The 24,909-nt window shown below is 60.3% G+C and carries 28 protein-coding genes and 1 pseudogene; 7 read left to right on the top strand and 22 right to left on the bottom strand.

What is annotated here, in order from left to right; genetic code table 11:
* Positions 1-176: 176 nt before the first annotated feature.
* From KFE19_14670 to KFE19_14655, 4 genes are all read left to right on the top strand, one after another.
* Complete coding sequence (locus KFE19_14670; protein QUO37596.1) at positions 177-1,349, top strand: NAD-dependent malic enzyme; 1,173 nt, start codon at positions 177-179, stop codon at positions 1,347-1,349.
* Between the two features lie 78 nt (positions 1,350-1,427).
* A complete protein-coding gene (locus KFE19_14665; protein QUO37595.1) occupies positions 1,428-1,802 on the top strand; it encodes a metal-dependent transcriptional regulator in 375 nt (124 codons plus the stop codon).
* 143 nt (positions 1,803-1,945) lie between these two features.
* Positions 1,946-2,335 carry a DUF4430 domain-containing protein gene (locus KFE19_14660; GenBank protein QUO37594.1) on the top strand — a complete coding sequence of 130 codons (390 nt, stop codon included), beginning with the start codon at positions 1,946-1,948 and terminating at the stop codon, positions 2,333-2,335.
* On the top strand, positions 2,336-2,845 hold the full coding sequence (locus KFE19_14655; GenBank protein ID QUO37593.1) for a hypothetical protein: 510 nt from the start codon (positions 2,336-2,338) through the stop codon (positions 2,843-2,845). It abuts the gene before it with no gap.
* Between the two features lie 43 nt (positions 2,846-2,888).
* On the opposite strand, the gene KFE19_14650 is transcribed toward KFE19_14655, so the two are convergent.
* From KFE19_14650 to metF, 3 genes are read right to left on the bottom strand one after another with little or no spacing between them, the layout of a single operon-like run.
* Positions 2,889-5,312, bottom strand: coding sequence for a homocysteine S-methyltransferase family protein (locus KFE19_14650; GenBank protein ID QUO37592.1), 2,424 nt, complete (start codon positions 5,310-5,312; stop codon positions 2,889-2,891).
* A 10-nt stretch (positions 5,313-5,322) separates the two neighbouring features.
* Positions 5,323-5,985 (bottom strand): Vitamin B12 dependent methionine synthase activation subunit, encoded by a 663-nt coding sequence (locus KFE19_14645; protein QUO37591.1) that lies wholly within the window; start codon positions 5,983-5,985, stop codon positions 5,323-5,325.
* Between the two features lie 4 nt (positions 5,986-5,989).
* Entirely contained in the window at positions 5,990-6,865 is an 876-nt protein-coding gene (metF, locus tag KFE19_14640; GenBank protein QUO37590.1) for a methylenetetrahydrofolate reductase [NAD(P)H], read from the bottom strand.
* Between the two features lie 329 nt (positions 6,866-7,194).
* Between metF and KFE19_14635 the strand changes: the two genes are divergently transcribed.
* Both KFE19_14635 and KFE19_14630 read left to right on the top strand, forming a co-directional pair.
* Positions 7,195-9,720 carry a response regulator gene (locus KFE19_14635; protein ID QUO37589.1) on the top strand — a complete coding sequence of 842 codons (2,526 nt, stop codon included), beginning with the start codon at positions 7,195-7,197 and terminating at the stop codon, positions 9,718-9,720.
* Positions 9,721-10,234: 514 nt separating this feature from the next.
* Positions 10,235-11,012, top strand: a pseudogene (locus KFE19_14630) (transposase).
* Positions 11,013-11,179: 167 nt separating this feature from the next.
* On the opposite strand, the gene KFE19_14625 reads toward KFE19_14630, so the two are convergent.
* Positions 11,180-11,545, bottom strand: a complete 366-nt coding sequence (locus KFE19_14625) for a recombinase family protein (protein QUO39648.1) — start codon at positions 11,543-11,545, stop codon at positions 11,180-11,182.
* Here KFE19_14625 and KFE19_14620 point away from each other — a divergent pair.
* Positions 11,544-11,885, top strand: a complete 342-nt coding sequence (locus KFE19_14620) for a helix-turn-helix domain-containing protein (GenBank protein QUO39647.1) — start codon at positions 11,544-11,546, stop codon at positions 11,883-11,885. The genes KFE19_14625 and KFE19_14620 overlap by 2 nt on opposite strands.
* A gap of 57 nt (positions 11,886-11,942) precedes the next feature.
* On the opposite strand, the gene KFE19_14615 is transcribed toward KFE19_14620, so the two are convergent.
* The 18 genes from KFE19_14615 to KFE19_14530 all read right to left on the bottom strand — a co-directional run bounded on the left by KFE19_14615 (position 11,943) and on the right by KFE19_14530 (position 24,897).
* A complete protein-coding gene (locus tag KFE19_14615; protein ID QUO37588.1) occupies positions 11,943-12,119 on the bottom strand; it encodes a conjugal transfer protein in 177 nt (58 codons plus the stop codon).
* Between the two features lie 74 nt (positions 12,120-12,193).
* On the bottom strand, positions 12,194-13,117 hold the full coding sequence (locus KFE19_14610) for a DUF3991 and TOPRIM domain-containing protein (GenBank protein QUO37587.1): 924 nt from the start codon (positions 13,115-13,117) through the stop codon (positions 12,194-12,196).
* 12 nt (positions 13,118-13,129) lie between these two features.
* Positions 13,130-13,540: a hypothetical protein gene (locus KFE19_14605; protein QUO39674.1), complete on the bottom strand. Its 411-nt coding sequence runs from the start codon at positions 13,538-13,540 to the stop codon at positions 13,130-13,132.
* 253 nt (positions 13,541-13,793) lie between these two features.
* On the bottom strand, positions 13,794-14,990 hold the full coding sequence (locus KFE19_14600; protein ID QUO37586.1) for an antirestriction protein ArdA: 1,197 nt from the start codon (positions 14,988-14,990) through the stop codon (positions 13,794-13,796).
* Positions 14,991-14,993: 3 nt separating this feature from the next.
* Entirely contained in the window at positions 14,994-15,680 is a 687-nt protein-coding gene (locus KFE19_14595; protein ID QUO37585.1) for a hypothetical protein, read from the bottom strand.
* Between the two features lie 73 nt (positions 15,681-15,753).
* Complete coding sequence (locus tag KFE19_14590; protein QUO37584.1) at positions 15,754-16,428, bottom strand: hypothetical protein; 675 nt, start codon at positions 16,426-16,428, stop codon at positions 15,754-15,756.
* 347 nt (positions 16,429-16,775) lie between these two features.
* A complete protein-coding gene (locus KFE19_14585; protein ID QUO37583.1) occupies positions 16,776-17,972 on the bottom strand; it encodes a phosphodiester glycosidase family protein in 1,197 nt (398 codons plus the stop codon).
* A 61-nt stretch (positions 17,973-18,033) separates the two neighbouring features.
* Positions 18,034-18,249 (bottom strand): hypothetical protein, encoded by a 216-nt coding sequence (locus tag KFE19_14580; protein ID QUO37582.1) that lies wholly within the window; start codon positions 18,247-18,249, stop codon positions 18,034-18,036.
* Between the two features lie 13 nt (positions 18,250-18,262).
* Positions 18,263-18,703, bottom strand: a complete 441-nt coding sequence (locus KFE19_14575; protein ID QUO37581.1) for a hypothetical protein — start codon at positions 18,701-18,703, stop codon at positions 18,263-18,265.
* 37 nt (positions 18,704-18,740) lie between these two features.
* The gene (locus tag KFE19_14570; GenBank protein ID QUO37580.1) at positions 18,741-19,049 is read right to left on the bottom strand and encodes a hypothetical protein; all 309 of its coding nucleotides are present in this window, start codon (positions 19,047-19,049) and stop codon (positions 18,741-18,743) included.
* 16 nt (positions 19,050-19,065) lie between these two features.
* On the bottom strand, positions 19,066-19,533 hold the full coding sequence (locus KFE19_14565) for a hypothetical protein (protein ID QUO37579.1): 468 nt from the start codon (positions 19,531-19,533) through the stop codon (positions 19,066-19,068).
* On the bottom strand, positions 19,526-20,182 hold the full coding sequence (locus KFE19_14560) for a hypothetical protein (GenBank protein ID QUO37578.1): 657 nt from the start codon (positions 20,180-20,182) through the stop codon (positions 19,526-19,528). Before KFE19_14560 ends, KFE19_14565 begins: the two co-directional genes overlap by 8 nt.
* Positions 20,183-20,197: 15 nt before the next feature.
* Entirely contained in the window at positions 20,198-21,916 is a 1,719-nt protein-coding gene (locus tag KFE19_14555) for a fibronectin type III domain-containing protein (GenBank protein QUO37577.1), read from the bottom strand.
* Positions 21,916-22,491 carry a hypothetical protein gene (locus tag KFE19_14550; protein ID QUO37576.1) on the bottom strand — a complete coding sequence of 192 codons (576 nt, stop codon included), beginning with the start codon at positions 22,489-22,491 and terminating at the stop codon, positions 21,916-21,918. The genes KFE19_14555 and KFE19_14550 overlap by 1 nt, the downstream gene beginning before the upstream one ends.
* Complete coding sequence (locus KFE19_14545) at positions 22,481-23,023, bottom strand: DUF2313 domain-containing protein (GenBank protein QUO37575.1); 543 nt, start codon at positions 23,021-23,023, stop codon at positions 22,481-22,483. Before KFE19_14545 ends, KFE19_14550 begins: the two co-directional genes overlap by 11 nt.
* Positions 23,020-24,111, bottom strand: coding sequence for a baseplate J/gp47 family protein (locus KFE19_14540; GenBank protein QUO37574.1), 1,092 nt, complete (start codon positions 24,109-24,111; stop codon positions 23,020-23,022). The genes KFE19_14545 and KFE19_14540 overlap by 4 nt, the downstream gene beginning before the upstream one ends.
* On the bottom strand, positions 24,104-24,517 hold the full coding sequence (locus tag KFE19_14535; protein ID QUO37573.1) for a DUF2634 domain-containing protein: 414 nt from the start codon (positions 24,515-24,517) through the stop codon (positions 24,104-24,106). Before KFE19_14535 ends, KFE19_14540 begins: the two co-directional genes overlap by 8 nt.
* Complete coding sequence (locus KFE19_14530) at positions 24,514-24,897, bottom strand: hypothetical protein (protein ID QUO37572.1); 384 nt, start codon at positions 24,895-24,897, stop codon at positions 24,514-24,516. The genes KFE19_14535 and KFE19_14530 overlap by 4 nt, the downstream gene beginning before the upstream one ends.
* Positions 24,898-24,909 lie beyond the last annotated feature (12 nt).

Genomic DNA, 24,909 nt, shown 5'->3' with positions numbered 1-24,909 from the left:
ATTTTGCCATGGAAGGTCCTGGATTACAAGGTTTTTTTCCAAATACACAGGTATTTTTCCCTCACGCCGCCGGAAAGCAGCTGGTACGAATTGACATCCCCCCGGCTTTTTCGTAAAATGGAGAAAACTCAGCGGCCTTCGCCGCCGGCAATTCTTGAGCAGGAGGAGCAACACGAATGGATTACGCGAAAGAATCTCTGCGTCTGCACTATGAATGGAAGGGCAAACTGGAAATGGTGCCTCGGGCGGAGGTCAACTCCAAGGACGCCCTGTCCCTGGCCTACACCCCCGGCGTGGCCCAGCCCTGTCTGGAAATCCAAAAAGATGTCACCAAAAGCTATGAGCTCACCCGCCGATGGAACACCGTGGCCGTGGTCACCGACGGCTCCGCCGTGCTGGGGCTGGGCGACATCGGGCCCGAAGCCGGTATGCCCGTCATGGAGGGCAAGTGCGTGCTGTTCAAGGCCTTCGGCGGCGTGGACGCCATCCCCCTGTGCGTCCGCAGCCACGACGTGGACGACATCGTCAACACCGTGGCGCTGCTGGCCGGCTCCTTCGGCGGCGTGAACCTGGAGGACATCTCCGCCCCCCGGTGCTTTGAGATCGAGCGCAAGCTGAAGGAGCGCTGCGACATCCCCATCTTCCATGACGACCAGCACGGCACCGCCGTCATCACCCTGGCAGGCCTGACCAATGCCCTGAAGGTGGTAAACAAGAAGCTGGAGGAGGTCCGCATCGTCATCAACGGCGCCGGTGCTGCCGCCGTCTCCATCACCAAGCTGCTGCTCTCCGCCGGGGCCCGGGACGTGACGCTGTGCGACCGCAGGGGCGCCATCTACGCCGGACGGGAGGGCCTCAACTGGATCAAGGAGGAGATGGCCCAGGTCACCAATCCCGCCGGCCGCACCGGCTCCCTGGCGGAGGTGCTGCGGGGCGCGGACGTGTTCATCGGCGTCTCCGCTCCCGGCGTCGTGACCCGGGAGATGGTGCAGACCATGAACCGGGGCGCCGTCATCTTCGCCTGCGCCAACCCCACGCCGGAGATCTTCCCCGATGAGGCCAAGGCCGGCGGTGCCGCGGTGGTGGCCACCGGCCGCAGCGACTTCCCCAACCAGATCAACAACGTCCTGGCCTTCCCGGGCATCTTCCGGGGCGCTCTGGACGCCCGGGCCAGCGACATCAACGACGAGATGAAGATCGCCGCCGCCCACGCCCTGGCAGACCTGATCGGACCGGACAAGCTCTCCGCCGACTATATCATCCCCGCCGCCTTCGATCCCCGGGTCAAGACCGCCGTGGCCGCCGCCGTCAAGCAGGCTGCGCACAGCTCCGGCGTGGCCCGGATCTGAGCCGTTTTCCCTTGCAAAGCAGCCGGGGCTTGTGGTAGAATAGATAAACTCAAATCCAGCCGAAAGGAAGTCGCCGTCGTGAAGATCCAAGAATCCGCTGAAAACTATCTGGAGACCATCCTGATCCTGCGGGAACGCAACGGCTATGTCCGCTCCATCGACATCGCGGCGGAGCTGGAGTTCTCTAAGCCCAGCGTCAGCGTGGCCATGAAAAACCTGCGGGAAAACGGCTGCATCGAGGTAGACGAGCTGGGACACATCACCCTCACCGCCGCCGGAGAGGAGATCGCCCAGCGGATCTACGAGCGGCACACCTTCCTCTCCACCTGGCTGACGGCCCTGGGCGTGGATCCCAAGGTGGCGGCGGAGGACGCCTGCCGCATCGAGCACGTCATCAGCGCCGAGAGCTTTGCCGCCATTCGGGACCACGTAGACCGGATGCAGAGCCGCTGAACGGTCAACTGCCGCGCCGCGGGAGCGTTGCTCCCGCGGCGCTTTTCCGCCCAAATTCCCCGTTGAGGCCCCGGGGCTTTTCTGCTATAATCGGCAGAGAAAAAAGAGCGCCCGCCGGGAGGCGGAGCAGAGGGAGGATCCCCATGAAAAAGAAATTGCTGATCGGCTGCGGCGCGCTGGTGCTGGCCTGTCTGCTGGCCGCCGTGCTGTACATCCAGACCCGGCCGGAGACGGCGGAGGGCGCCAAGACCATCGACGTGGTGGTGGTCCACGGGGACGGCACTGAGACCACCTTCCAGTATCAAACCGACGCGGAGTACCTGGGGGAAGTGCTGGTGGAAAATGAGCTGGCAGAGGGCACGGAGAGCGCCTACGGCCTGTTCATCACCACCGTGGACGGCGAGACGGCGGACGACAGCCTACAGCAGTGGTGGTGCATCACCCGCTCCGGGGAGATGCTCTCCACCGGCGCGGACCAAACCCCCATCGCCGACGGGGAGCAGTACGAGCTGACCCTGACGGAAGGGTACTGAGTGGGCGGCCCGAACGCCCGGCGGCTGGCCCTGCTGGGGATCCTGACGGCGGTGCTGCTGGGGAGCCAAGTGGCCCTGGCGGCCCTGCCCAATGTGGAGCTGGTCAGCCTGCTGGTGATCCTGTACGCGCTGCTGCTGGGGCGGCAGGTGTTTTGGATCCTCTATGCCTTCGTGCTGCTGGAGGGATGCCTGTACGGCTTCGGCCTCTGGTGGGTCAGCTATCTCTATGTGTGGGCCGTTCTGGCGGGCGCCGTCCTGCTTCTGCGGCGGACGGAGGCCCCCGCCCTGTTCTGGGCGATCGTCTCCGGCTTCTTCGGGCTCTCCTTCGGCGCCCTGTGCGCCCTGCCGTACCTGGCTGCTGGCGGCGCCGCGGCGGCGGTGAGCTACTGGCTGGCAGGCCTGGGGTTCGATCTGATCCACTGCGGCGGGAACTTTGTCCTGTGCCTGCTGCTCTTCCGCCCCCTGTACCGGCTGCTGGACCGGCTGCTGCGGCGGTATGGCGCCCAATAGACGCAAAACACCGGACATGCCAGGCATGTCCGGTGTTTTGCGCTTACGCCTCTTCCAGGGCCGCGGCGATCTCCTCGGCGTAGCGGACCGTCTCCATGGCGTCCTTGGCGTATTTGTCGGCGCCGATGCGGTCGGCGTACTCCTGGGTCAGTACGGCGCCGCCCACCACCACTTTGCACCAGGGGGCGTCCCGGCGCAGCAGCCGGATGGTCTCCTCCATGGCGGGCACCGTGGTGGTCATCAGCGCGCTGAGGCCCGCAAGGGGCGCGTGGAGCCGCTGCACCGCCTCCACCACCGTCTCCGGCGGCACGTCCCGGCCCAGGTCCGTGACAGCGAAGCCGTAGTTTTCCAGCAGGAGCTTGACGATGTTCTTACCGATATCGTGGATGTCCCCCCGGACCGTGGCGATGACGAAGGGACACTTGGCCGCCGTCTCCCCCTTCCGGGCGGACAGGGCGGTCTTGATCTCCTCGAAGGCGCCCTTGGCAGCCTCGGCGCTCATGAGCAGCTGGGGAAGGTAAATGGTCTTGTCCTCAAAGCCCTTGCCCACGATGTCCAGGGCCGGGATGATCTCCTGCCGGACGATCTCCAGGGGCTCCACGGTCTCCAGCAGGGACCGGGTGGCGGCCGCCGCCTGGTCCTTCAGGCCCTTCACCACCGCCCGCTGGAGGGCGGAGCGGAACTCGTCCGGCTGCCGGGGCGCGGCGGCGGCAGCCGATGCGGCCATCGGGGCCTCCGGCACGTCCTGCGCGGCAAAGCCGATATAGCCGGCGCAGTTCTCGTCCAGACCCAGCAGGGCCCGGCTGGCGTGGTAGGTCCGCAGCATGGCGGCGGAGAAAGGGTTCATGATGGCCGCCGACAGGCCCCGGCCCAGCGCCAGGGCGAAAAAGGCGGCGTTGACGCCCTCCCGGCCCGGCAGGCCGAAGGACACGTTGGACACGCCCAGGGAGGTCCGGCAGCCCAGATGGTCCCGGATCAGGCCCAGAGACTCCAGAGTCACCTTCGCGGCGTCCGGCGCGGCGCTGACCGCCATGGCCAGGGGGTCGAAGATGATGTCCTCCCGGCCGATGCCGTACTCCGCCGCCCGGGCGAGGATCCGCTCCGCGATGGCCAGGCGGCCCTCCGCCGTCTCCGGGATGCCGCTCTCGTCCAGGGTCAGGGCCACCACCACGCCGCCGTACTTCTTCGCCAGGGGAAATACCGCCGCCATGCTCTCCTCCTTGCCGTTGACGGAGTTCAGCATGGCCTTGCCGTTATAGCGGCGCAGGGCGCGCTCCATGGCGATGGGGTCGGAGGTGTCGATCTGGAGCGGCAGGTCCACCACCGCCTGGAGACGGCACACCGTCTCCTCCAGCACCGCGGGCTCGTCGATCTCCGGCAGACCCACGTTCACGTCCAGCACCTGGACGCCCTTGTCCTGCTGTCGGATGCCCTCGGTGAGGATGTAGTCCATGTCGCCGGCGCGCAGGGCCTCCTTGAACCGCTTCTTGCCGGTGGGGTTGATCCGCTCGCCGATCAGCACCGGATCGTCTCCGAAGTCCACGGCGTGGGTGTAGGAGGACACGCAGGTCAGGTGCTTGGGCTCCACCGGCGGCGGCACCAGGTCTTTCGTCCGCCGCACCAGCGTCTCGATATACGCCGGGGTGGTGCCGCAGCAGCCGCCGGCCAGGCGCACACCCTCCCGCATCAGGGCCGCCGTCTCCGCGGCGAACTCCTCCGGCGGCACGTCGTAGACCGCCCAGCCGTTCTCCTCCCGGGGCAGTCCCGCGTTGGATTTCAGCAGCACCGGCACGGAGGCCCGGCGCAGGTACTCCCGCACCACCGGGGCCAGGGCCCTGGGGCCCAGGGAGCAGTTGACGCCGATGGCGTCGGCCCCCATGCCCTCCAGCATGGCCGTCATGGCCGCCGGGGTGGCGCCGGTCATGAGCTTGCCGTCCTCGCCGTAGGCGTTGGAGACGAACACCGGCAGATCACTGTTCTCCTTGGCGGCCAGCAGTGCCGCCTTGGTCTCGTAGCTGTCGTTCATGGTCTCGATCAAAATGAGGTCCGCGCCGTATTTCACGCCCAGGCGCACCGTCTCGGCAAAAGCCGCCACCGCGTCCTCGAAGTCCAGGTCGCCGTAGGGCTTCAGCAGCCGCCCGGAGGGCCCGATGTCCAATGCCGCGAACTTCTCCTGCGTTCCGGCGGAGCTGTCCCGGGCGGCGCGGACATTGTCCATTGCCGCCGCCACAATCTGCTCCAGCCGGTCCTTTTCAAAACGCAGGGGATTGGCGCCGAAGGTGTTGGCGCAGACCACGTGGCTGCCGGCGTCAAAATAGGCCCGGTGGATGGCAGCGACCTCCTCCGGGTGGGTCAGGTTCCACGTCTCCGGGCTCTCTCCCGGCCGCAGGCCCCGGTCCTGGAGCAGCGTGCCCATGCCGCCGTCCAGATACACGATCCCCCGCTTCAACAGTTCCAAAATGCCCATGGCGTCTTTCTCACTTCCTGTATGCACAGTCTTGCTTTTCGCAGGCGGCGCAGCCCGCCCCGGCGCCGGTCCGCCCCGGCCCGTCCGTGACACCGAAGAGGGCGGTGACGGACTTGGAGGGGCTCATCAGAAGGCTCCCGTTCAGGGTCAGCCCGATTTTCCGGGGGCAGTCCAGCGCCCGGAAGATATCCGTCTGCAGGGCCAGGGGCAGGTCCCCGTAGCCGGGGCTGAACCGCTCCGTGACGCCCCGGCCCTCCCGGCCCAGCTCCTCCGCCATCCAGATGCAGAAGGCGTCGCACAGCGCCTCGATCCGCTCGGCGCCGATGGCCTGGAAGAAGAGGCTTTTGGCCGGGGAGGTTCCGCCGTACCGGGCGATGAGCCGGTCCATCTCCAGCCCCACGGTGGCGGCGAAGAGCACGCACCTCCGGCACCCGCACAGCCGCCGCCCCAGGCCCCGGGAGCCCGTCACGGCAAAGCCCAGGTCCAGGCCGCCCTCCGCCGCGAAAACCGGGAAGGTCTCCCAGCAGACCCGGCCCGTGAGCCGGTCCCCCAGTTCCTCCAGGCAACTGTCCAGCAGCTGCCGCTCCGCCTGGCCGGGGCGGCGGCACCCGGCGTAGCGCAGGATCTCCCCCCGGTCCGCCGGGGGGAGGGAAAACGTCCTGACCTGCACCATGGCCTCAGCCCAGGATGTGGGAGAGGTTGTCCAGGATCTTGGCGGCCACGTCGGGGGTGTTCATGGTGTAGACGTGGACGGTCTTGATGCCGTTGGCGTACAGATCGATGATCTGGTCCGTGGCGTAGGCGATGCCCGCCTGCTTCATGGCGTCGGGGTTGTCGCCGAACTTGTCCACCAGGCTCTTGAACCGCTGGGGCATGAAGGACCCGGACAGCTGGATGGCCCGCTCCACCTGGGTGGCCTTGGTGATGGGCATGATGCCCGGCAGCACCGGCACGGTGATCCCCGCCTCCCGGATCTTATAGAGGAAATTGAAGAACAGGTTGTTGTCGAAGAACATCTGGGTGGTGAGGAACTCGCACCCGGCGTCCACCTTCTCCTTCAGGTGGAGGATGTCCTCCTTCTGGTTGGCGCTCTCCGGATGGACCTCCGGATAGCAGGCGCCGCCGATGCAGAAGTTCGCGCCGCTCTCTTTCAGCTCCCGCACCAGCTCCACGGCGTGGTGGTAGGCCCAGCCGCTGCGGTCCCCCTGGCTGAGCTCCGGCGTCAGGTCGCCCCGCAGGGCCATGACGTTCTCAATACCCGCCGCCTTCATGTCCGCGATCCGCTGGCGCACCAGCTCCCGGGTGGAGGAGACGCAGGTCAGATGGGCGATGGTGGACACGCCGTAGCGCTCCCGGATGTTCCGGGCGATCTCCAGGGTGTATTTGCTGGTGCCGCCGCCGGCGCCGTAGGTGACGCTGACGAAGGCGGGCTCCAGGGCGGCGATGGCCTCCGTGGCGGCCTTGACGCCTGCAAAGGCGCTGGTGGTCTTGGGGGGGAACACCTCAAAGGACAGGGACAGGGCGTCCCGCTGTAAGATCTCGGAAATACGCATGGTCGATCAGCCTCTTTTCCCGTATTTGCTCCGTTGATTCATAATTGGAACTATTTTACTGCTGCTGGCAGGGATAAATCAAGAGCAACCGACTTTTTTTCAAAATACGGGCGCCTCAAAGGCGGAAATCGCCTTTTCCGGAGGCAAATCCTGTCCATCTTTCTCCGGGCTTCGCCCCCGTTTGATGACGCCTTCATGGGCGTCGGGTACCCTGTCCGGGCCGAAGCTGCACAGCCAGGCTGTTTTTCTTGCCAACCGCCCCGGGAACCGGGTATAATGAGGAAAAGATCAAGCCGTTCGTACTGACAGACGGAGAAAGGAGGCAGGCAATGCGGGGATTTTCGAAATCCAGCCGGCGATTCCTGCTGCAAAACCTGGTGCTGTTCCTTTTGATGAGCGCGTTCGGTTTTGCGGGCGTATATGCCTCCGGCCGAAGCGCCTACCGCTCTGCCAACGAATTGGGGGCGATGACCTCCGATTACCTGAACCTGCAGGTAAACGCCTTCATGGGCCAATACCAGCAGATTCTGGAGGACGCGGCCTACATGGTGGACGCCATGCTGGATCAGGGTGCACAGGCGGAAGAGATCCAAACCTGGATCACCTCCTTTTCCCAGCAGTATGACGAGACGATGCAATACGATGAAAGCGGCCTCTACGGCGTGATCCGCGGAGAAGGTGTGTACAGCAACGGCTGGCGCCCTGGAGCGCAGTATAACATTTTTGACCGTCCCTGGTATCTGCAAGCCAAAGCCGCCGGCGGTGCCAGCGCCCGCTCCATGGTATATCTGGATGCCCGAACCGGCACCCGCATGGTAAGTCTATCGAAATTGCTCTCTGACGGGGAAAGCGTGCTGGCCCTGGACATTCGGGTGGGCGATGTCGAGGTGGAGTGGCAGGAGGGCAGCGATGTTTTTCCCGGCACCGCCACGGTGGTGGACCAGGCCGGAAACGTACTGCTTCACCAGCAGATCGGCCAGGTTCACATCCCCTGCGAAATGGATGCGTTTGACAATCAGGACTATGCCGATCTGATGTCCCGCTTTGATAGAACTCGGGGTGCAATTCGCTGGGATGGCATACAGGACAGCTATCAGGTCTATTACATCGTCGGTCAGGACGGCTGGACATGCATCATCACCATTCCCCGCTCCATCATTACCGAGGACGCCACCAACATTTTCTACTCTCAGCTGATTTTGGAGCTGGCTTTCCTGCTGGTAATTCTGTATCTCTTTATGCGGAGCTATCGGGCCGAACGCCGCGGGCGGCTGACGCTCAGCTGCTTTGAAGCCCTGGGACGGACCTATTTCTGTATCGCCCTGGTAAATCCAGCCCTCAATACCTGTGAGATCACCAAGTTTTCCATCCCCGGCATTACACCGGGGCAGGATATCCGCACCTATGAGCAATTCCTGCAGCAGGTGGAGTCGCATATGTACCGCAACTCCGACTGGCCCCCGTTCCTGGAGCAATTCTCTCCGACCCAGCTGCATCCCCATGACGGCGAGCTGGACCGGCGGTACCTGGAATACGAGTCCTGTTTTCCCGGGGGGCCCCGCTGGGTCAGCGCCGAGGCCTTTGCCGTCCCGGGCGATGAACACCGGGAGCAAGTCATTCTGGCCTTCCGGCTGATCCATGACAGCAAGACTCAGGAACTGGCAAAAAGCCAAATGCTGCTGGAATCTCTGGACAGTGCCCGCAGGGCCAATCAAGCCAAGAGCGACTTTCTCTCCCGCATGAGCCACGATATGCGCACCCCGATGAATGCTGTTATCGGCTTTACGGATTTGGCCCGCCGCAGCCTGGACCAACCCGAAAAGGCCGCAGAATGCCTGGATAAGGTCTCCGCCGCCTCCCGCCAGCTGCTGCACCTGATCAACGAGGTGCTGGACACCGCCAAAATCGAGCAGGGCAAAATGGAGCTGCGGATCGCCCCGGTAGATCTGGCCCGTCAGATGGAGGAGACCGCCTCGCTGTTTCAGCTCCAGGCCAGGGCCCAGCGGCAGTCCTTCACGCTGGAACCCCTGGACCTTCCTCACCGGCTGGTCCTCACCGATGGAAGCCGGCTGGATCAGATCCTCAACAACCTCCTGTCCAACGCCGTGAAGTATACCCCGGCTGGCGGCGCTATTTCCCTGCTGGCCGAGCAGCTGCCCGGCAGCCGGCCGGATCAGTGCTTCTGCCGCTTCACCGTAACCGACAACGGAATCGGTATGGCACCGGAGTTCCTGGACAAGCTGTTTCTCCCCTTCGAGCGGGAGGATACCTCCATGACCGGTCAGACCAGCGGCGTGGGCCTGGGCATGGCCATCACGCTGAACATCGTCCAGATGATGGGCGGAAAAATCGATGTAGAGAGCACGCAGGGCAAGGGCTCCCGCTTCGTGGTCACCATTCCCTGCGGTCTGCCGGAGGCGGAGTCAGCCTTTGAAAAAGCTCCCATTCCAACCGCCTTCACTCTGAAAGGCGTCCGTCTCTTACTGGCGGAGGACAACCTTTTGAACCGCGAAATCGCCCTGGAGCTGCTGGGTCTGGAGGGTGCCGTCGTCACCGCCGCCGAAAACGGGCGAGAGGCTGTGGAGCTTTTTTCCAAGAATCCTCCCGGCACCTTTGACGCCATCCTCATGGACATCCAGATGCCCCAGCTGGACGGCTATGGCGCCGCCCGGGAGATCCGTCAGCTGGACCGTCCCGACGCCGGCTCCATTCCCATCCTGGCCATGACCGCCAACGCCTTCGAGGATGACATCGCTGCCGCACGGGCGGCCGGCATGAACGGCCACATCGCAAAACCCATTGACATCAGCCGCATCAAAGCAGCCCTGGCGGCTGTTCTTTCCGATGGCGCGTGAATACCGCTGGGCGCTCCCAGCCCCCGTGCCTCAGCCCAGCCGGCAGTGCAAAAAAGAAAAGCCCTGCGGTCCAGGGCTTTGAGAAAATGAGAGGTCCGCTTTTCGACAAAGGAGCTCGAAAAGCGGACCTCTTCATATGTATCACCGAAATAGTATAGGTACGGGTAGATCTTGGGGCCCACACAGTGGGGCGGCGCTTTTGCGCCGCACAAGCGTTTTCGCCGGAGGCGAAAACCTTGGCGCAGGGGCAATTCATTTGCCCCTAGCATTTTAATCACCGAAAGGTGGAGCCGTCCTTTTGGCGGAGGAACCCAAAAAGAAAGACACGCTGACAAGCGTGTCTTTCTTTTTGGGATGGTAATACAATCTAGATTTCCTATTTTATGCGGGGCAGAGTTTCATTTTGTGCGCGAATTCAATAATGATATTATCGCGTGTCCTTCATCCGCTTCCCTGTCAGCATCTCAACTATGCCCCCTTGTTTTTGCCTTGCAGTGATGCACCGGTATCATGATCTTATGTATACATTGAGGATTGGAGGAACAGTCCTCTGCAAAGTGGGCGGTATCCGTATTTGTACGTGAACGAAATCTATCTGGGCTGAAATTGAGCCGGAGAGTTTGAGAACGTAGCTATTCTGGTAGCTATAGCAGCCAACAAGGATGGCTACCGTGAAGTTCTCGGTGCAACCGATGGCATGAAAGAAGACAAGGCCAGCGGGGTCAGTTTCTTCCAGTGGCTACGCAGCCGCGGACTGTACGGGGTTAAATTGGTGGTTAGTGGCAAGTACCTTGTCATGCTGGAAGCCGTGAGTGAAGTGTTCCTCGAAGCCAAATACTAATAGTGTACAGTCCACTTCTTTCGGAATGTTTTTGCCGTTACACCTCGTTCCAAGACAAAGCTAGTGGTCAAAATGCTCAAGGCGATCCACGCCCAGGAGCACAAAAAAGCTGCCCGTGAGAAAGGCCAAGGCAATAGTGGAAGAATTGCGCTCTACGAAGCCGAAAGAGGCTGTAAAGAGGGCGGCGGATGGCTTTGAAGAAGCTCTGATCTACTGCAACTTTCCCAGCGAACACTGGACTCGCATTCGCACCAACAATGTCATTGAACGGCTGAACCGGGAGATCTGTCTCCATACTCGTGTAGTAGGTAGTTTTTCGGACAGCAATTCCGCTCTCATGCTAGTCTGTGCCAGACTGCGCCAAGTGGCCGGTACTCAGTAGAAAAACAAAAAGCACATGAACATGAAGTACCTGAAGGCAGCCCTTGAGAACATCTCCATTGCTGGCTGATTTCATTCATGCCGGGATTCGCAAACCAAAAGAGCAAAAAACTGTTGACGCCACCTAGAAAAGCGCTCTGAAACCCATCGTTTTCGGGGCGTTTTGTGTGATAATGATACAATCTGGATTAACCGTTTTTTATAAATCTGATATTCTTCCGGCGGTTAAGTTCAAACTCACAGTCTCATCTGCATGTCCGCTCTTCGTTTGATCTGCCCCTTCATTCTCTGCACTTTGTCAAAGGTCTCCTGATCAATGATCGGCTCATGGACATCCTCTACCAAGTACATCTCCTTTTGTCCAGTGTTCTTCACCTGCTTCGCCGTTAGGAAATCCGGCGTATATGTTTTCTGCATCAGCACTTGGCCCACATATTTTTCATTGCTCAGCATCCGGTCAATAATCGAAGCGCTCCACTCCGTCTTTCCGAAGACCGTCTCGATACCATGGGATTCCAAATACTTTTTGATTTTCTGCACACCGTTTCCCTGGATGTAAAGATTAAAAATCTTGCGGACGATCTCGGCCTCCTCCGGTACGATCTCCTATCCATTGGGAAATGCGGTGAAGAGCACACGTTATCAGCGCGGTCTGACCCAGCTTCAGGTAGCAGACATGGCGGATATCGATGTGCGAACCGTGATGAATATTGAGAACTACAAGGCAAATCCCAAGATGGAGGTGCTCTACCCTTTGATCCGTGCCCTCCGTATTGATGCCAGAACCATTTTTAACCCTGAGTTGCAGCGCGAAACTCCCGCTCTACAACAGCTTCGGCTTATGATTGAGGAATGCAGTGAGCAGGAGGCCGAAGCGTTGATCCCGGTGGTGGAATCGGTCATTGCCGTACTCCGGACAAAGGACGCCATTGAGATTGGATGACTATATAAAAAACAGAGCCTGCTTTTCCCCGGCAGGGGGATCAGCAGGCTCTGTGCTTTAAGCATCCGGCTCGTCGCTCAATACCATCTTCAGTTTTACCACATTGACCATGAATTCCTTTTTACATTTTGGACAGTATAGCGGGAATTTTACTAAAACCGTTTCTTCATATACTTTGACTTTCGTTTTGCTGCCGCACTGAGGACAGCAGATCCATTTTGACTCATGCCGCATAGCAATCACTCATTTATTCGTAGTTACAAGTTAGATAATTGCAGTCGGTTTTTCTTCATTGATATCCAATCATTCTATGAAAACGCCGCCAATTTCGCCAGCAGATGTGCGTAGGACGGTTCCTCAGCGGTCAGATCATCATTCCAATCCTTGTGTGCGGGAATGAGCCTTTCCACCGTGTACCTCTCTGCCAGCTGTTCCTTCATGCGCCGGCTGGCCAGATGGCCAGCCTCGTCATTGTCGAGGCAGAGCAGGACCGTATTGATTTGCGGCTGCCGCTCCAGCAGCTTCAGCACCGGCTGAATGGAGGTGCCGCAGCAGGCCACATAGCTGTGGCTCTGCCAGCCCTCCGGATGGAGCGTGATGTAGGAGAGCATATCGATGGGAGCTTCGAACACATAGAGGCTCCCATCTGTGCCGATGTGGTGGAAGCTGTGGCGGGGATCGCAGCCCTCCACATTGAGCCGGAAGGCTTTGCCGAAGCTGTTGGCGCTGCGCTTGTGGGCATGGCGGGGGACGCCGTCTTCATCCGTACCCACGAAAACCGCATTGTGGTAATCGGCGTCTTCATACAGCAGCTTCTCTCTTGCAAAGCGCGCCACAACGCTCCGGTCGATATTCCGGTGCTTGACCAGATAGGCATAGACCCGGCGCATATTGGAATTGGCCGGCGGAAGGACAAAGGGCTTCGGCGGCTCATCTACCCGTTCTTCGGCAGAGGGATAAACCGTTCCCAGCTCGCCTCCCAGAAGCATGGTCACCGCCTCCGGATAGCTGAGGTGATAAAACCGCTGCACGAAGCTGACGGCGTGGCCGCCCCGCTCCTCGGCATGATCGTACCACTCGTTGCCGCGGATGGTGACACTATGGTCACGGGCCAGCCGTTTCTCTCTGCCGGAGGCAAGGAGCTTTTCGCCCCGGCAGCGGAGGAACTCCTCCAGATCAACGGAGGCGGCTCGCTGCTTCTGTTCTTCCGTGAAATGAATGTAAGTCGACATAGGCTCCTCCTGTTACATGGTCTGCTGATAGGATACCTGCTCCTCATGATCATCCGCCTTGTGGCCCATGGCCATCCGCTTTTCCGTCAGCCGCTTGCGCCGTTTGGAATCAATGCGAATCCCTGCCGGATTGCGAGGCGGCATGGAATTGTCCCGGAAGATCCGGCTCATGTGATGGAGCAGCTTGGTTGCCGCCAGCATGACGGACGGATCTCGGAACTGGTCAAAGCGGTCAAGGAAGAATTGAGTATATGTTTCTCCATCCAGATACTCCATCTGCTCGCCGCTGGCGAATGTCACTCGGCCAATCGGTTTGTTCTGATGGGCCATCTGCTGCTGACGCAGGTCGTAGCAGTAGAGATATCCTTGGTAATCGCCGGGGGACGGGGTGCAGCGCAGGCAGTAGCGGTACTCCTTGCTCAAGAATTTGCTGTGCAAAATAGCAGTTATTGGTGTCGATATATGCGCTGTTCTTAACTCTGATAAATTCCCCGAAGGACACGGTAAGAACTGCATACTGTTCTGTTTCCTCCGGGGTTCTGCCCAGCTGATCCAGAACAACTGCGAGGCCGGGCATTTCTTTCCCCATGAAATCGGTGACAGAGTACAATTCAAGCCGAGGCTGTAATGTGACCTCCTCACCAAAAAAGTCTTTAATTTTGAGGGTGGCCATAATTCACATTCCTCCCATCTGCAATCCGTATTCCGCTTCGTGTGCTTCGGTCGGATCTTCCATCATCAATTCCTCCAGACTCAGCGTACCCTGGTAGGCAATGTAGCCGCGGTTGGTGAACATACCGGATTCCTGATCCATGTGCTGCAGGCCGTATCTTTCGTAGTCATAGTACTCGTCCAGATTGGGGTCGTACTCAAAATGGTCGGATTCTTGGATCATGTATTTTCCGTATTCGGCAGGGGTGTGAGCGCCGGGGGCAAACTCAAAGAGAACCAGATTCTCGGCCAGATGACGGATCTGACTGGCACATTCCGGTCGGGCTATGCTCACAGCAGCACCCAGTTTGATGCAGTCATCATGAGAGAGTTTACCCACGGCCTGCGCCAGCTCGTTGAGTTCATAGATGTCTTCACAGCGAAAGTCCAGTGCCACATCCACTTCCTCCGGGAACATGCTGTCACCCATGCGGAAACACATATCCTTGGGATCGACAATGCCGCTGCGCTGTATGGCACGTTCGATTTGTCCTTTGGATGCGGGGAGGTATATCCAGGTGACATTTTTGGTATTCTCCGGTTCCTGCCGGGAAACCAATCCCACCATGATCATATCCGCTTCATAGTGGTAGCCGGGGAGATGCTTTCCATCGTAGAGCTGCGAGAGCTGCATACCGTTGTCATAAACCACGCCGTAGCGCGTGACGGTACCTTCGCTGCCTTCAATCAGAAGAATTGCTGTTTCCTCACCATCCAGATGTTCCAACTCCTCGGTGCTAGCACATCCACCGTGGGTATTCAGATAGTGGCTGCGGCCAATGGCTGCCAGGTCAGAAAAATCCGTAATAACCGTTGCCTGCTGGCAGCAGAAGGTCAGGTTGATCAGATCCTTCATACTGGTGAGATCCAGCTTTTCGGTCATGGCCTGGAATTGTGCGTACTCACCGACATCGAAGCTCTCCAGCCGCTTAGCCAGATAATCCAGCTCGTCCAGATTGACCTGCATCCCCTCCAGACGATAAAATACCGGCCCCCCTTTGCAGATCTCATTGACATGGCAGTCGGAGGCAACAACACTTCCAATTTCAAGTGCATTCACCAGCTCTATGCAGTGGTCGTATTGTTCCCTGGGGATGGGAAGCGGAATAGTCACTTCTCCGAACTCCGGATGGTCCGAATTGCTTAAAACTGCTTCCATCATGCTTTAGGAATCACCCTTTCTTTCTAAATTTGAAATTGCATTACCGTACTTGGCCAGAAGCAGAGCGCAGATAATCAGTTGGAACGCCTCATCTGTGACCAGTTCACGGGATGCGAGATCAGCAATGGTAATGTTTTGGCTGCCGATGGAAATAGCCTTCGCTGCCTGATAAACGCTGTAAAGCTCCAGCTGGATGCCGGCGAGCCGGACGGAGTCAAAATCGAAGCCATTATCTTCGACTTTCCAGATCACCCTGCGCCAAATATCATCGTAGGCTGTCAGGAGAAACAGCGCTGCCTGGTTGCGTTGCGACAATCGGTGGTAGCGTGTTCGCCAGTGCATCCATCGTCTGCGGTGTTCGTCAGTACGAAAGAACTGCAGGGACTGCTGGTACAGAAGCTGTGCCAGTCGCCTCCACAGACTCATCTTCGGCTTACTGTTGAGACAGTCCCGGAGCAATTCCTCAAGGCTGAGAGCCCCGGTTTCAATCCGTTCCCCCAGACAAATACACTGGTCCAGAGGGCAGAGGTTCCTGCGAGAGTAATTCATGCAGTATTCACAGTCCACATCCTTGGCCTGATACCGGAATCCGGAGCGGCGCAGGCCGTGGCCTCTGGGCTTAAAATGAGGCGGGGTCATCATCTGCTCCATCTGGTACAAGGGGGTATCTCTCATAAAGTGGCGCGTCATGGGTAGTGATCTCCTTTCGGTGAAATAAAAAAAGCGTCGGAGTCTTGCTTCTAAAACTCCAGCGCTCGGTGTATTACATTGTCAGTTCCTGGCTTTGAGAATCCGTAGAGTGTTGCTCCTGCTCATTGATGTGATCCAGGATATTGGGCATTCCGCTCAGGATCTGTTCCTGAACGCTTTTGATGCATTGCTCCTGGTTGTAGGTCAAATCGAATCCGGCGTCCAGGGTATCAGCACAGCAGCGGTAAATTTCAGTGAGCTGTGCCTCATTGAATATCTGCTGTTTAGAGATGAGACCGGAACGGGTGGCAAAGTCCTGCTTGGCGCCCAAATAGTTTTCCTGAAAGTAGCGTCCGTAGTTAAGACCTGTACGGTCAAAGTTCCAGTCCCAGGTGATAAAGTGGACACCATATTGGGTCGGATGTCCGGCCAGAACCGTTCCATTGAAATCAGCCAGCACCCTGAAATCTCCCGACAACCCCTGAGCCTTCAGCGGGGGAGCCTGTTCCATCAAGGTCATGTACTCCTGTACCATGCAGGCCAAATTGGTGGCCCGCTCACAGGCCTGGTTCCGTTCCGAAGTGGCCACATCCTCTTGCCAGTAGCGAACCCCGCCACCTTCTGTGATTCGGCAGAGAGGACGGCTGTCCCATTCCACCGGGAGGAGGTCATCCTGCTCCGGCTGTGTGGTGAAACCTTCTCGTCCAAGCACCGTGCAAAGCTCTCGGAAAAATTGTTCTCTATCCATCTTGTGTTACCTCCTGAATCTTAGCGCCCTTTTTGAAAAATACTGCTTCAAAAAGGGCACCACATGGTTTTGATTTTGCCAACCTCTGAGTAGAAGGGGGTTCGAGTCCCACCAGTTAGGGGAAAACAGTGGTTGGCATCTATGGAATCATCGGTGAATTTTCGAGGGGGAAAAGCCCGGAAACAGTTGATGCCGTAGGCTTCTGGCCTACGGCATCTATACTGTTTTGCTTTTATGGTGGAGGTGGGGGGAGTTGAACCCTGGTCCGAAACCAGCAAACCGACTGTCGCAGTAGCACCCACCTCCAAAAAAGTGAAATTAAAGATGAAATTTTTGCATCATACTTCTCAACGCAGCTGCCCCAGCCGATATGCCACCAGCATCAGCTGCTTCCGCGTCACGGGATCATCCAGGTGCATCTCGCCGTCGGAATATCCAGACATGATCCCATTGGCTTTCACCCAAGCCTCCGCCAGCTCCGTCTCCTCGGAGTAGCCCGGCCACCCGCTGACCACGACCTCCTTGCCGCTGCGGCTGTCCCACCGGCTGCGGGTCGATCGGACATCCACATGGCAGAAGGTCTGGTACACACCGATGCCGCCGCAATCCGGCATCAGGAACTCCGCATACCGGGCGATCTCCAGCGGGGCCGCTCCGGAGACGGTGATGTCCGCCGCCGTGCCCAGCAGATGCTGCGATCTGGAGGCGCCCCCGACCTTTGCATTATAGCTGCTCGTCCGGTAGCCGGAGTTGATGACGACCGGCTTGCCGAAGTGGTCCCGGATCTTCTGCAGCAGGTCCACCAGCTCGTCGGAGATCTTCACCGCGTCGGAGCCGTCGTTGCACTTGAATTCGCTGACTTTGAAATTCGCCGACAGATATTTGCTACCGTCGCTTTTGACAGAATAGGTTTTCACACCCATCGCATGATCCTCCTCATCCGTATTCAGCCACAGCAGGATCAGCGTCTGGCTGGGATCCCTCCCCTCCATCAGCACCCCCGCTGCCGCCACGTACACGTTCACCTTTCCGCCGCCGTCCATCATGACAGCGAACCGGCAGCCCAGCCCGGCCATACAGTCCCGCAGCTGCTCCGGCGTGCAGGCCCCTCCGGAGCCGTCTGCGGCGCCGTAGGTGATCCATTCGGTATCCGTCAGGCCCACGGCCACCCGGCCCCTGCGGCCGCCCACGTCGGCGTTGTAGTGCAGCTCCGGCTGGGGCATCCCCTCCCGGACCAGCAGGCAGTTGGCCACGTAGTTGGCCCGGCCGCAGCTGCCCCCGGGCGGCACCAGCGCCTCCGACACGTCGGGGCCGGTATCCCAGGCCAGCGCCCAGTAGTGGTCCCTGGGAGAGCTCCACAGGATCTCTCCGTCCGCCTTTACCGGGCACACCGGCGCCCATTTGGCCGGGCTGTAAAAGGCCGCCGCCAGGGCGATGTCCGGCCGCTGCTCCTCCACGATCTCGCGGAGGGGCTTTTTTTCACTGTTCACATAGACCGCCGCCCGCCGGATGGAGGAGAGCGGCGTCCGCTCGATATGTACCATTGCGTTACCCCCTCTTAAAGAAAGGCCGGAGGCGCTTTTTGCGCATCTCCGGCCCGGGGCCTCAATTCGCGCCCGACTGAATCTCTACCTCCGGCAGACCCGCCACGCTGGTCAGGATGGACAGCACGCCCGCCAGAATGGACGCAGATGCTACCGCGACCCAGTTGACGTCGCCCAGCATGGCGCTGGTGCCGATGGTGGCCACGGCGGTCTGAGCGATCGTCTTGACCGCCCGGACGCCCGCCGCTTTGAGCCACAGCTTTGCCTTGTCGCTCATATGATTTCCTCCCTTACTTGATCAGCTTCAGCGAAGCGGAGCCATCCGCGTCATAGGTCGTCAGATAGGTGCCCTTCTTGGTCCGCTGGATGATCTTCTGACCGGCCCGCTCGCGGTGGATCTTCTCGTCAGGCTCGTCGGGCAGCTTCTCCCGCTCCTGGATGTCGGGAATGCCGGGGCCCTCCACCAGCGTGGTGCAGTCCGGCGCGGTGTGCCACTTCCGGCCCTCATAGATGATGTCGTACATCTCGTCGATCAGAGAGCCGTCGACGATCTTGCCGTCCTCCACGGTGATCGGCTCGTGATTGCTTTCGTCCAGGACCACCCAGGCATTGCCGGTCCGGTCCCGCTCCAGATTGGTGGTATAACCGGCCGCCGCCAGATCGGCGCTGATCTCCGCATTGGTTTTGCCCTGCTCCTGGCCCTCGCGAATGATTTCAGTGTTGCTCTTCATGATATGTACTCCTTTCAAATTGCCGGCTGTGCCGGTATTACACTTTACTGAAATTCCGGGCAGCCTCATCCCGGACAAAGTTGACATACGCCTCTTTGGCATTGTCCGCAGCTGTCATCGCCTCCTCCACATCACCGTTGGTATGTAGCCCTGCCAGTTTTTTTGCCGTTGTGAGAGACAAAGAGCAATTCGCATACATCAGTTCCATTGCAAGCCGGCTCTCCTTCTCCCGACGCTGTGCTCGGACTTCCGTCCTCTTGGTGCTGATTCTCACCCGGCACTCCGCCAGTGCTGCCAACACAGTTGCTGCGCCCGCGATCAAAGCACAGACCACTTCCGTGTTCATTGGTTCCCCCTCCTTTTCATGTCAATTTGTACCTGGGCCTCGGGCCTCTGCCGGACCAAAAGGCCACGAAGTCAAACATCACGATCACCGGCCCGGCCAGGGCCACCCACAGCGCCCAGAACCGGGGGCAGATCTGCCCCAGCAGGTTGAGCGGCAAACCGGAGTAGTCCCAGACGCCCCAGCCCAGCCACAGATTGACCACGCACCCCACCGCGAACTCCGCCGCCGTGATGACGCTGCCCCCGATGACGGCCTGGACCCACAGCGGCGTCCGCCAGGGAATGACGGTGTCGTTGGCGATGTCCAGGGGAATGGAGATCGCCGCCGCCAGAGCCACCATGGTCCAGTGGGTATATCCCCGCCAAAGGATCTCCAGGCCGCCGTACAGGATCCCGCAGCAGCACCAGGCGCAGATCCGCCAAAGGGTGATCTCCACACCCCGGACTGCCCGGCGGCCCGCAGATGCCAATCCTGTCTCACGCATCGGCGCCGCCCCCGGCCGCCGCCAGCACCTGGGCCATATTGGCCGCCAGATCCTCCGGCAGGCCCTCCGCCGTGTAGGCGATGCCCTCCAGCTCCTCCGCCGTCTCCGCTCTCCGCGCCCACGTCAAAAGGTGGTTGCACAGGGTCGTGTGGTACAGTTTGTGCTCGATAGACGCTTGCGCAATGGCCTGGATCTCCGCTGCTGAGAACATGCGGCACAGCTGACCGTCCGCATGATAGGGATATCCGGCGGCCCCGGCCTGCACGGCGGAGAGAGCGGTGGTCAGGTTGATCTGGTCAGTTTCCTGGAGGCTGAAATGCTCCGCCCCCTGGCTGGTCTCCACGTCCATGCCCGCCACGATGGCGGCGTTGCAGGCTGCGGAGAGCGCGTCCTCTTTTGCGGCCCGCAGGCCGTCCATCGGGTCCGGCTGGGCAGCCTTCCAGGCCTCCCAGGCCTCCAGATCGGGCGTTACCGTCACGGTGGAGGTCTCGATCTCCGGGTCCGGCTCCTGAGTGATGGTCACAAAGCCGTTATACTGCACCAGCGTCTCCGCCTGCCCGTCAGTCAGAGAGAGGCAGCCGGGAAAGGGGATACTCCGCGGGGCCGGATAGGCCCCGGAGGTATTGGGCGTTGCTTTTACATACTGCATGATGTTCCTCCTCTCTCAGCCAAATGCCGCATAAAAATACCCGACTCCTTGCGCGTTAAACTGACGATTTGCTCCATACGCATCTCCTTGGAAATAGTACCAGGAGAGGGTATTGTCCTCCCAATTCAAAATTTCGTATTGTTGGGGAGATGAGCTGATCTGCCCTCGCTTCATTCCATACAGCCAAAGGTATGAAGTTTGATTATAGGTCTCACTCGCCTCCATATTTGTCCCAATAACAACGGCCTTTGGTTTGAACGGGAATGTCAATTCATTCGGGGAATCTACGCCGTATACGCCTGTGCCAATATAGCTCCCCATAAAGACCTGGCAGGGGAAGCCCATGACCTCCTCCAGCGTCCGCCCTCCGGGCAGCCGCACGCACTCCGCCAGGGTCTTTGGCCAGACGTTTTTCCCCTCTTTCGTCAGCTGCGCCGGGCTTCCAGCGTTTGGGAAAGTAATGGGCGCCTTGGTATAGGTCCAGGCCCGCACGGCGCACACCGTGCCGCTGTCGGTCTCCACGCTGGCCTCGATCACAATGGTGCCGTCTCCGTTTACCAGATCCAACACCGGGATTCGCTCCGCTGTGCCGCTGGGAACCGTCCCCTCCAGGATCACGGCCCCGTTGACTGTGGTCCTGATCGTGATGGCGTTTCCGGTATCCGTGCTGATGGTGTACGGCACGTCGTTGACTAGAGTACCCAGGTCCCCATCCTGGCCGGAAATCACCAGCGCGGATGCGGAGATCACCGGGACGCTGTTGGAAGTCGCCCAGCCGCCGGGCGTATCATCAAAGACCGCCTGCACCCTGTACTGGATGCTGGTCCATGTTCCTACGGTTTCCGTGTAGCTGGTATCGGCGCCGCTGTATACCTCCACCCAGTCCTCGTCCGCGCTTGACTTTCGCTGGAGGGTGTAGCTGTCCGCTCCTTCAACAGCTGTCCAGTTTGGGGTGATCTGCTGGCCCTGCATGGCGATGGATGGAACAGTCAGTGTTGGTGCAAGCAACACCTGAGACTCCGTTCCAGTCGCATAATTACCCCACTGGCCGTTGTTATCCTTGGCCCGCACACGGAACGTAATAGACATTGTGCCCGCAGGGATGTCAAAAGAATAGCTGGTGTCTGCTGTTGTCCCCGCAACCGTCCAACTGTTGCCCTCGTTGGTGGAATAGCTTACCTCATACTGGCTGACTGCATAGTTAGTATTGCTGATAGCCGCTGTCCACGAAATAAAAACACTGGGCGTGAAAATGGTCGCTGGATAAGTAATTCCGGAAGGAGCAAGTGGAGAGGTCACAGTTGTGCGCTGATCATAGTAATAACCATCAGAAGTCCCGCCGTTCGGATATGCAGAAGGATTTTGCGAATAGACATACTCAATAAATTGACCCATGCCCGCCCTAGCAGTGTTAGAACACAGGCTGGTAGGCTTTGAGCCCGATCTTGTGACCGTTGTTGTATTGGTGGCGGAATTATACGTTAAGGTGAATCCGCTATCACTATTTCCGTAGACTGTATCAGTCTGTGCGGCTCCTCCACAATACCCGTTCGGGCTGGTCATTGCCCCGTATTCCCGCATATCATAAGTGGAAACTGAGACAAATTTCCCGTTTGTTACTGACAGGTCGCTAAACACATAAACAATATATCCAGGAATAGTCGCATTTACGATATTTTCCTGCGAAACAGTCCAAGCGATATTACTCTTTCTCCACTTGTAATACGTCGCCATCAGCTCACCCCCTCGTTATAGGATACCTGGATGGCCGCATCCAGCTTGTTCAGTTCCGGCAGGTACTGCTCCGGCACCACGCCGTTCTCTCCCAGCGGGGCCACACCGCCCGGCGCCCCCTTCTCCGCCATGGGGATGAACACCAGACTCTGGTCGATCAGCGCCGTCACGTTGGCCTCTGCGGAGAACACCAGCTCCGCGCCGAACACGAACTCCCGCAGCTGCTCCGCGGCCGCCTGGATGAGTTCTCCGTCCCCGAAGCCGTTGCCGTAAGCCATGAGGATCTCCCCCGCCTCCGGGTCCTGGGCCAGCAGGCCCAGCTCCTCAAAGGGAAAAGCCTCCGTCACATTCTGGTTGGTGTACTGGCCCAGCACCGTGGCGGTGTCTCCGTCGTTTGTCACCTGGGACACCGGAAGATACGCAATGGGGTCCACCAGGGCCGTCCGGTCCAGGCTGCTGCCGGCAGGCAGCGTCCCCTTGCCGTACTGCCACCGGGTCACCGGCACGGCGTATCCCGCCGGCGTCTTGGCCAGCAGCGCCGCCCCGGCGCCGGTCAGAACGATCTTAGGAATCATTGGTACAATCCACCTTCCATATCACGATGTCCCCCTGCCGGGGCAGCGCCCCCATGTAAACGGGGCTTTTCTGAATCTTGCGGTATTTCACGGCCCACGCCAGGTGGGCCGGCTTGAGTTCGTTTATGATCGCAGCGAGCCCCGCCAGGTCCTCCAGGGGCCCCACGGTATCCGTGTACCAGATGGTGAAGGTATAGCCGGCATAGTCCTCCTGGACCGTCACCGGGCTCTCGGAAAACTGCTCGGCAATGGCCTGGATCTTTTGCACGGTGGTCATCCCGGTGCCCTGGATCTTCGCCAGCACCCGCGCCCGCCGCTCCGCCTCGCTGAGGCCGCTGTCCGGCTTGATGCCGTAAGCCGCCTCCCACAGGGCCAAGCCCCAGCCGCTGGCGGTGCTGGGGATCATCTGCGCCAGGGTGAAATCCAGGTCGGCCCGGGTCCGCTCCGCCAGGGCCGTCAGCACCCGCTGAAGCTCCGCGTCCTGAGGGCTGATCCGATAGTGGCGCGGCAGCTGCTCAATAAAGGGCGTCATGTCACGCTCACCGTCCCCACAACCGGAACGCTGTCCGCCGGGATGGAGATGTCCTCCGTCCCGCCGTTGACGGTCAGCTCCGTAAAATTCTGCACACCGGGGATGGTCAGCAGCAGCGCCAGCACCCGGTTGTAATACAGGGTATAGGCCGTGTCCGATTCGGACACATAGTATACCGTCTGGTATTTCTGCTGGATGAGGGTCCGGCAGTACTCCGCCAGCGCCGTCTCCAACGCCGCCTGGACCTCCCCGGCGGTGGTGCCGGTCACCTCCACCACGGCCGTCACGTTGATGGGCAGATCCTCTGCCGCCGCCACGGTCACATCCGCCCCCACGGGCCGGTACTTCTTCACGTTGGCTGCCACGGCCGCCACGATCTCCTCCGAGGCCCCCTGGAAGTTGCTGTCCACGATCGTCACGCCCACGGTGCCGGGTCCGTCCGCCAGCTCCACCACCTTCACCTCGCCCACGCCGGCCACCTCCAGGCACCACGCCCGGTAGTCCCAGCCGTTTCCGCTGGTGTCCGGCCGCTGCCGGGCCTCCACGATTCGCTCGTACAGGCTCTCGTCCGACTCCTCGTCGGTGCCGCCGTCCGCCTGCTGGTTGCTGTAGGCGGTCAGGCCCGGGATATTGACGTACATCTTCACCAGGGATCCCGGACCGATATTGTAGGCGCTGCCCACCTCCGCGGCCTCCAGCTCCCCCACGGCGCTGCCGTCGGATCCGATGGTCACGGAGGCCAGCAGATCCAGCTCCAGCCCCGTGGCCGTGAGGAACGCCGTCCCGGCACGGAGCACCGTCCCGGGCGTCCCCGTAAAGGTCACTGCGCACCGGGCCCTGGTCCCCGGCCGCCGGCTCAGCTGCAGGTAGTCTCGCCCCACCAGGTCCAGGAAAATACCGCTTGTGGGATCCACGAAGATCATGGAGAGGACCCCCGGCAGGGTTTTGTAAAACTGGCTCACCATCTGGCACAGGGGGCCCACCGTGGCGTCGGCGTAGCTGCCCGCCATGGTGGAGATCCCCGCTGCCGGGCTGATCTCCGCCAGGACCTGCTCTTTGAGTTTTGCCGTGGTCTTATCCTCAAACATGGACCTGCTCCTTTCCGTAGACGGTGGAGATCTCCACCTCCATATGCAGCACGCTGCTCTCAAAACGCACATTCCGGGTCCGGACCTCCCGGATGTAGGGAGATACCAGCAGCGCCTCCCGGACATACCGCTCCGCCTCGCTGCGCTTGGTCTGGGCCTGATAGGGCTGGCCCACCAGCGCCTCCAACTCGCAGCCGTAGCTCCAGGAGAAGCTGGGATACCGGTACCGGGCCGTGTCCACAGCCCGCCAGGCCCAGCCCTTCACGGCCTCCAGGCCGGTCACGAGCACCGGGTTCCCGCTCTCCCACACAGGCCTTCCCGCCTCGTAGTCCATCAGCACATCCCGGTACAGGGGCAGTTCCTGTGCCTGCGCTGCGGGCGCGGTAAACTGCGGAAACAGGATCATCCCAGCGTCACCACCTTACAGATGAGATAATACGTCTGCTGATCCTCCGTCAGCAGCACCACCCGGTCCCCGGCCTTCAGGGCGAACTCTCCCCGGGTCAGCTGGTCCTTTGTCACCGGGGTGCTGGTGGCACCGTCCGGGCAGGTGCCCGGGAGGGGAGCGCGGGCGATCAGCTTGGGGCTGTATCCCGCCAGCAGCGCCTCGTTGATCCAGATATCCGCCGCCGTCAGCAGCGTCCCGCCGCACTGGACCCGCAGGCCCTGCTCCGTCCCGGAAAGGACCTTTCCAACGGCGAAGCTGGCCGGCCGCTGGCCCTTCCGCGCCGATGTTCCGAGGGCTGCCATCAGGTCCCCCACGCTCTCATCCAGCGTTTTGCCCATATTGCTCTCCTC

The sequence above is a fragment of the Dysosmobacter sp. Marseille-Q4140 genome, assembly GCA_018228705.1.
Classification (GTDB): domain Bacteria; phylum Bacillota; class Clostridia; order Oscillospirales; family Oscillospiraceae; genus Oscillibacter.
Note: the sequence above shows the minus strand (reverse complement) of the source record. Positions and strands in the feature narration are given on the sequence as shown.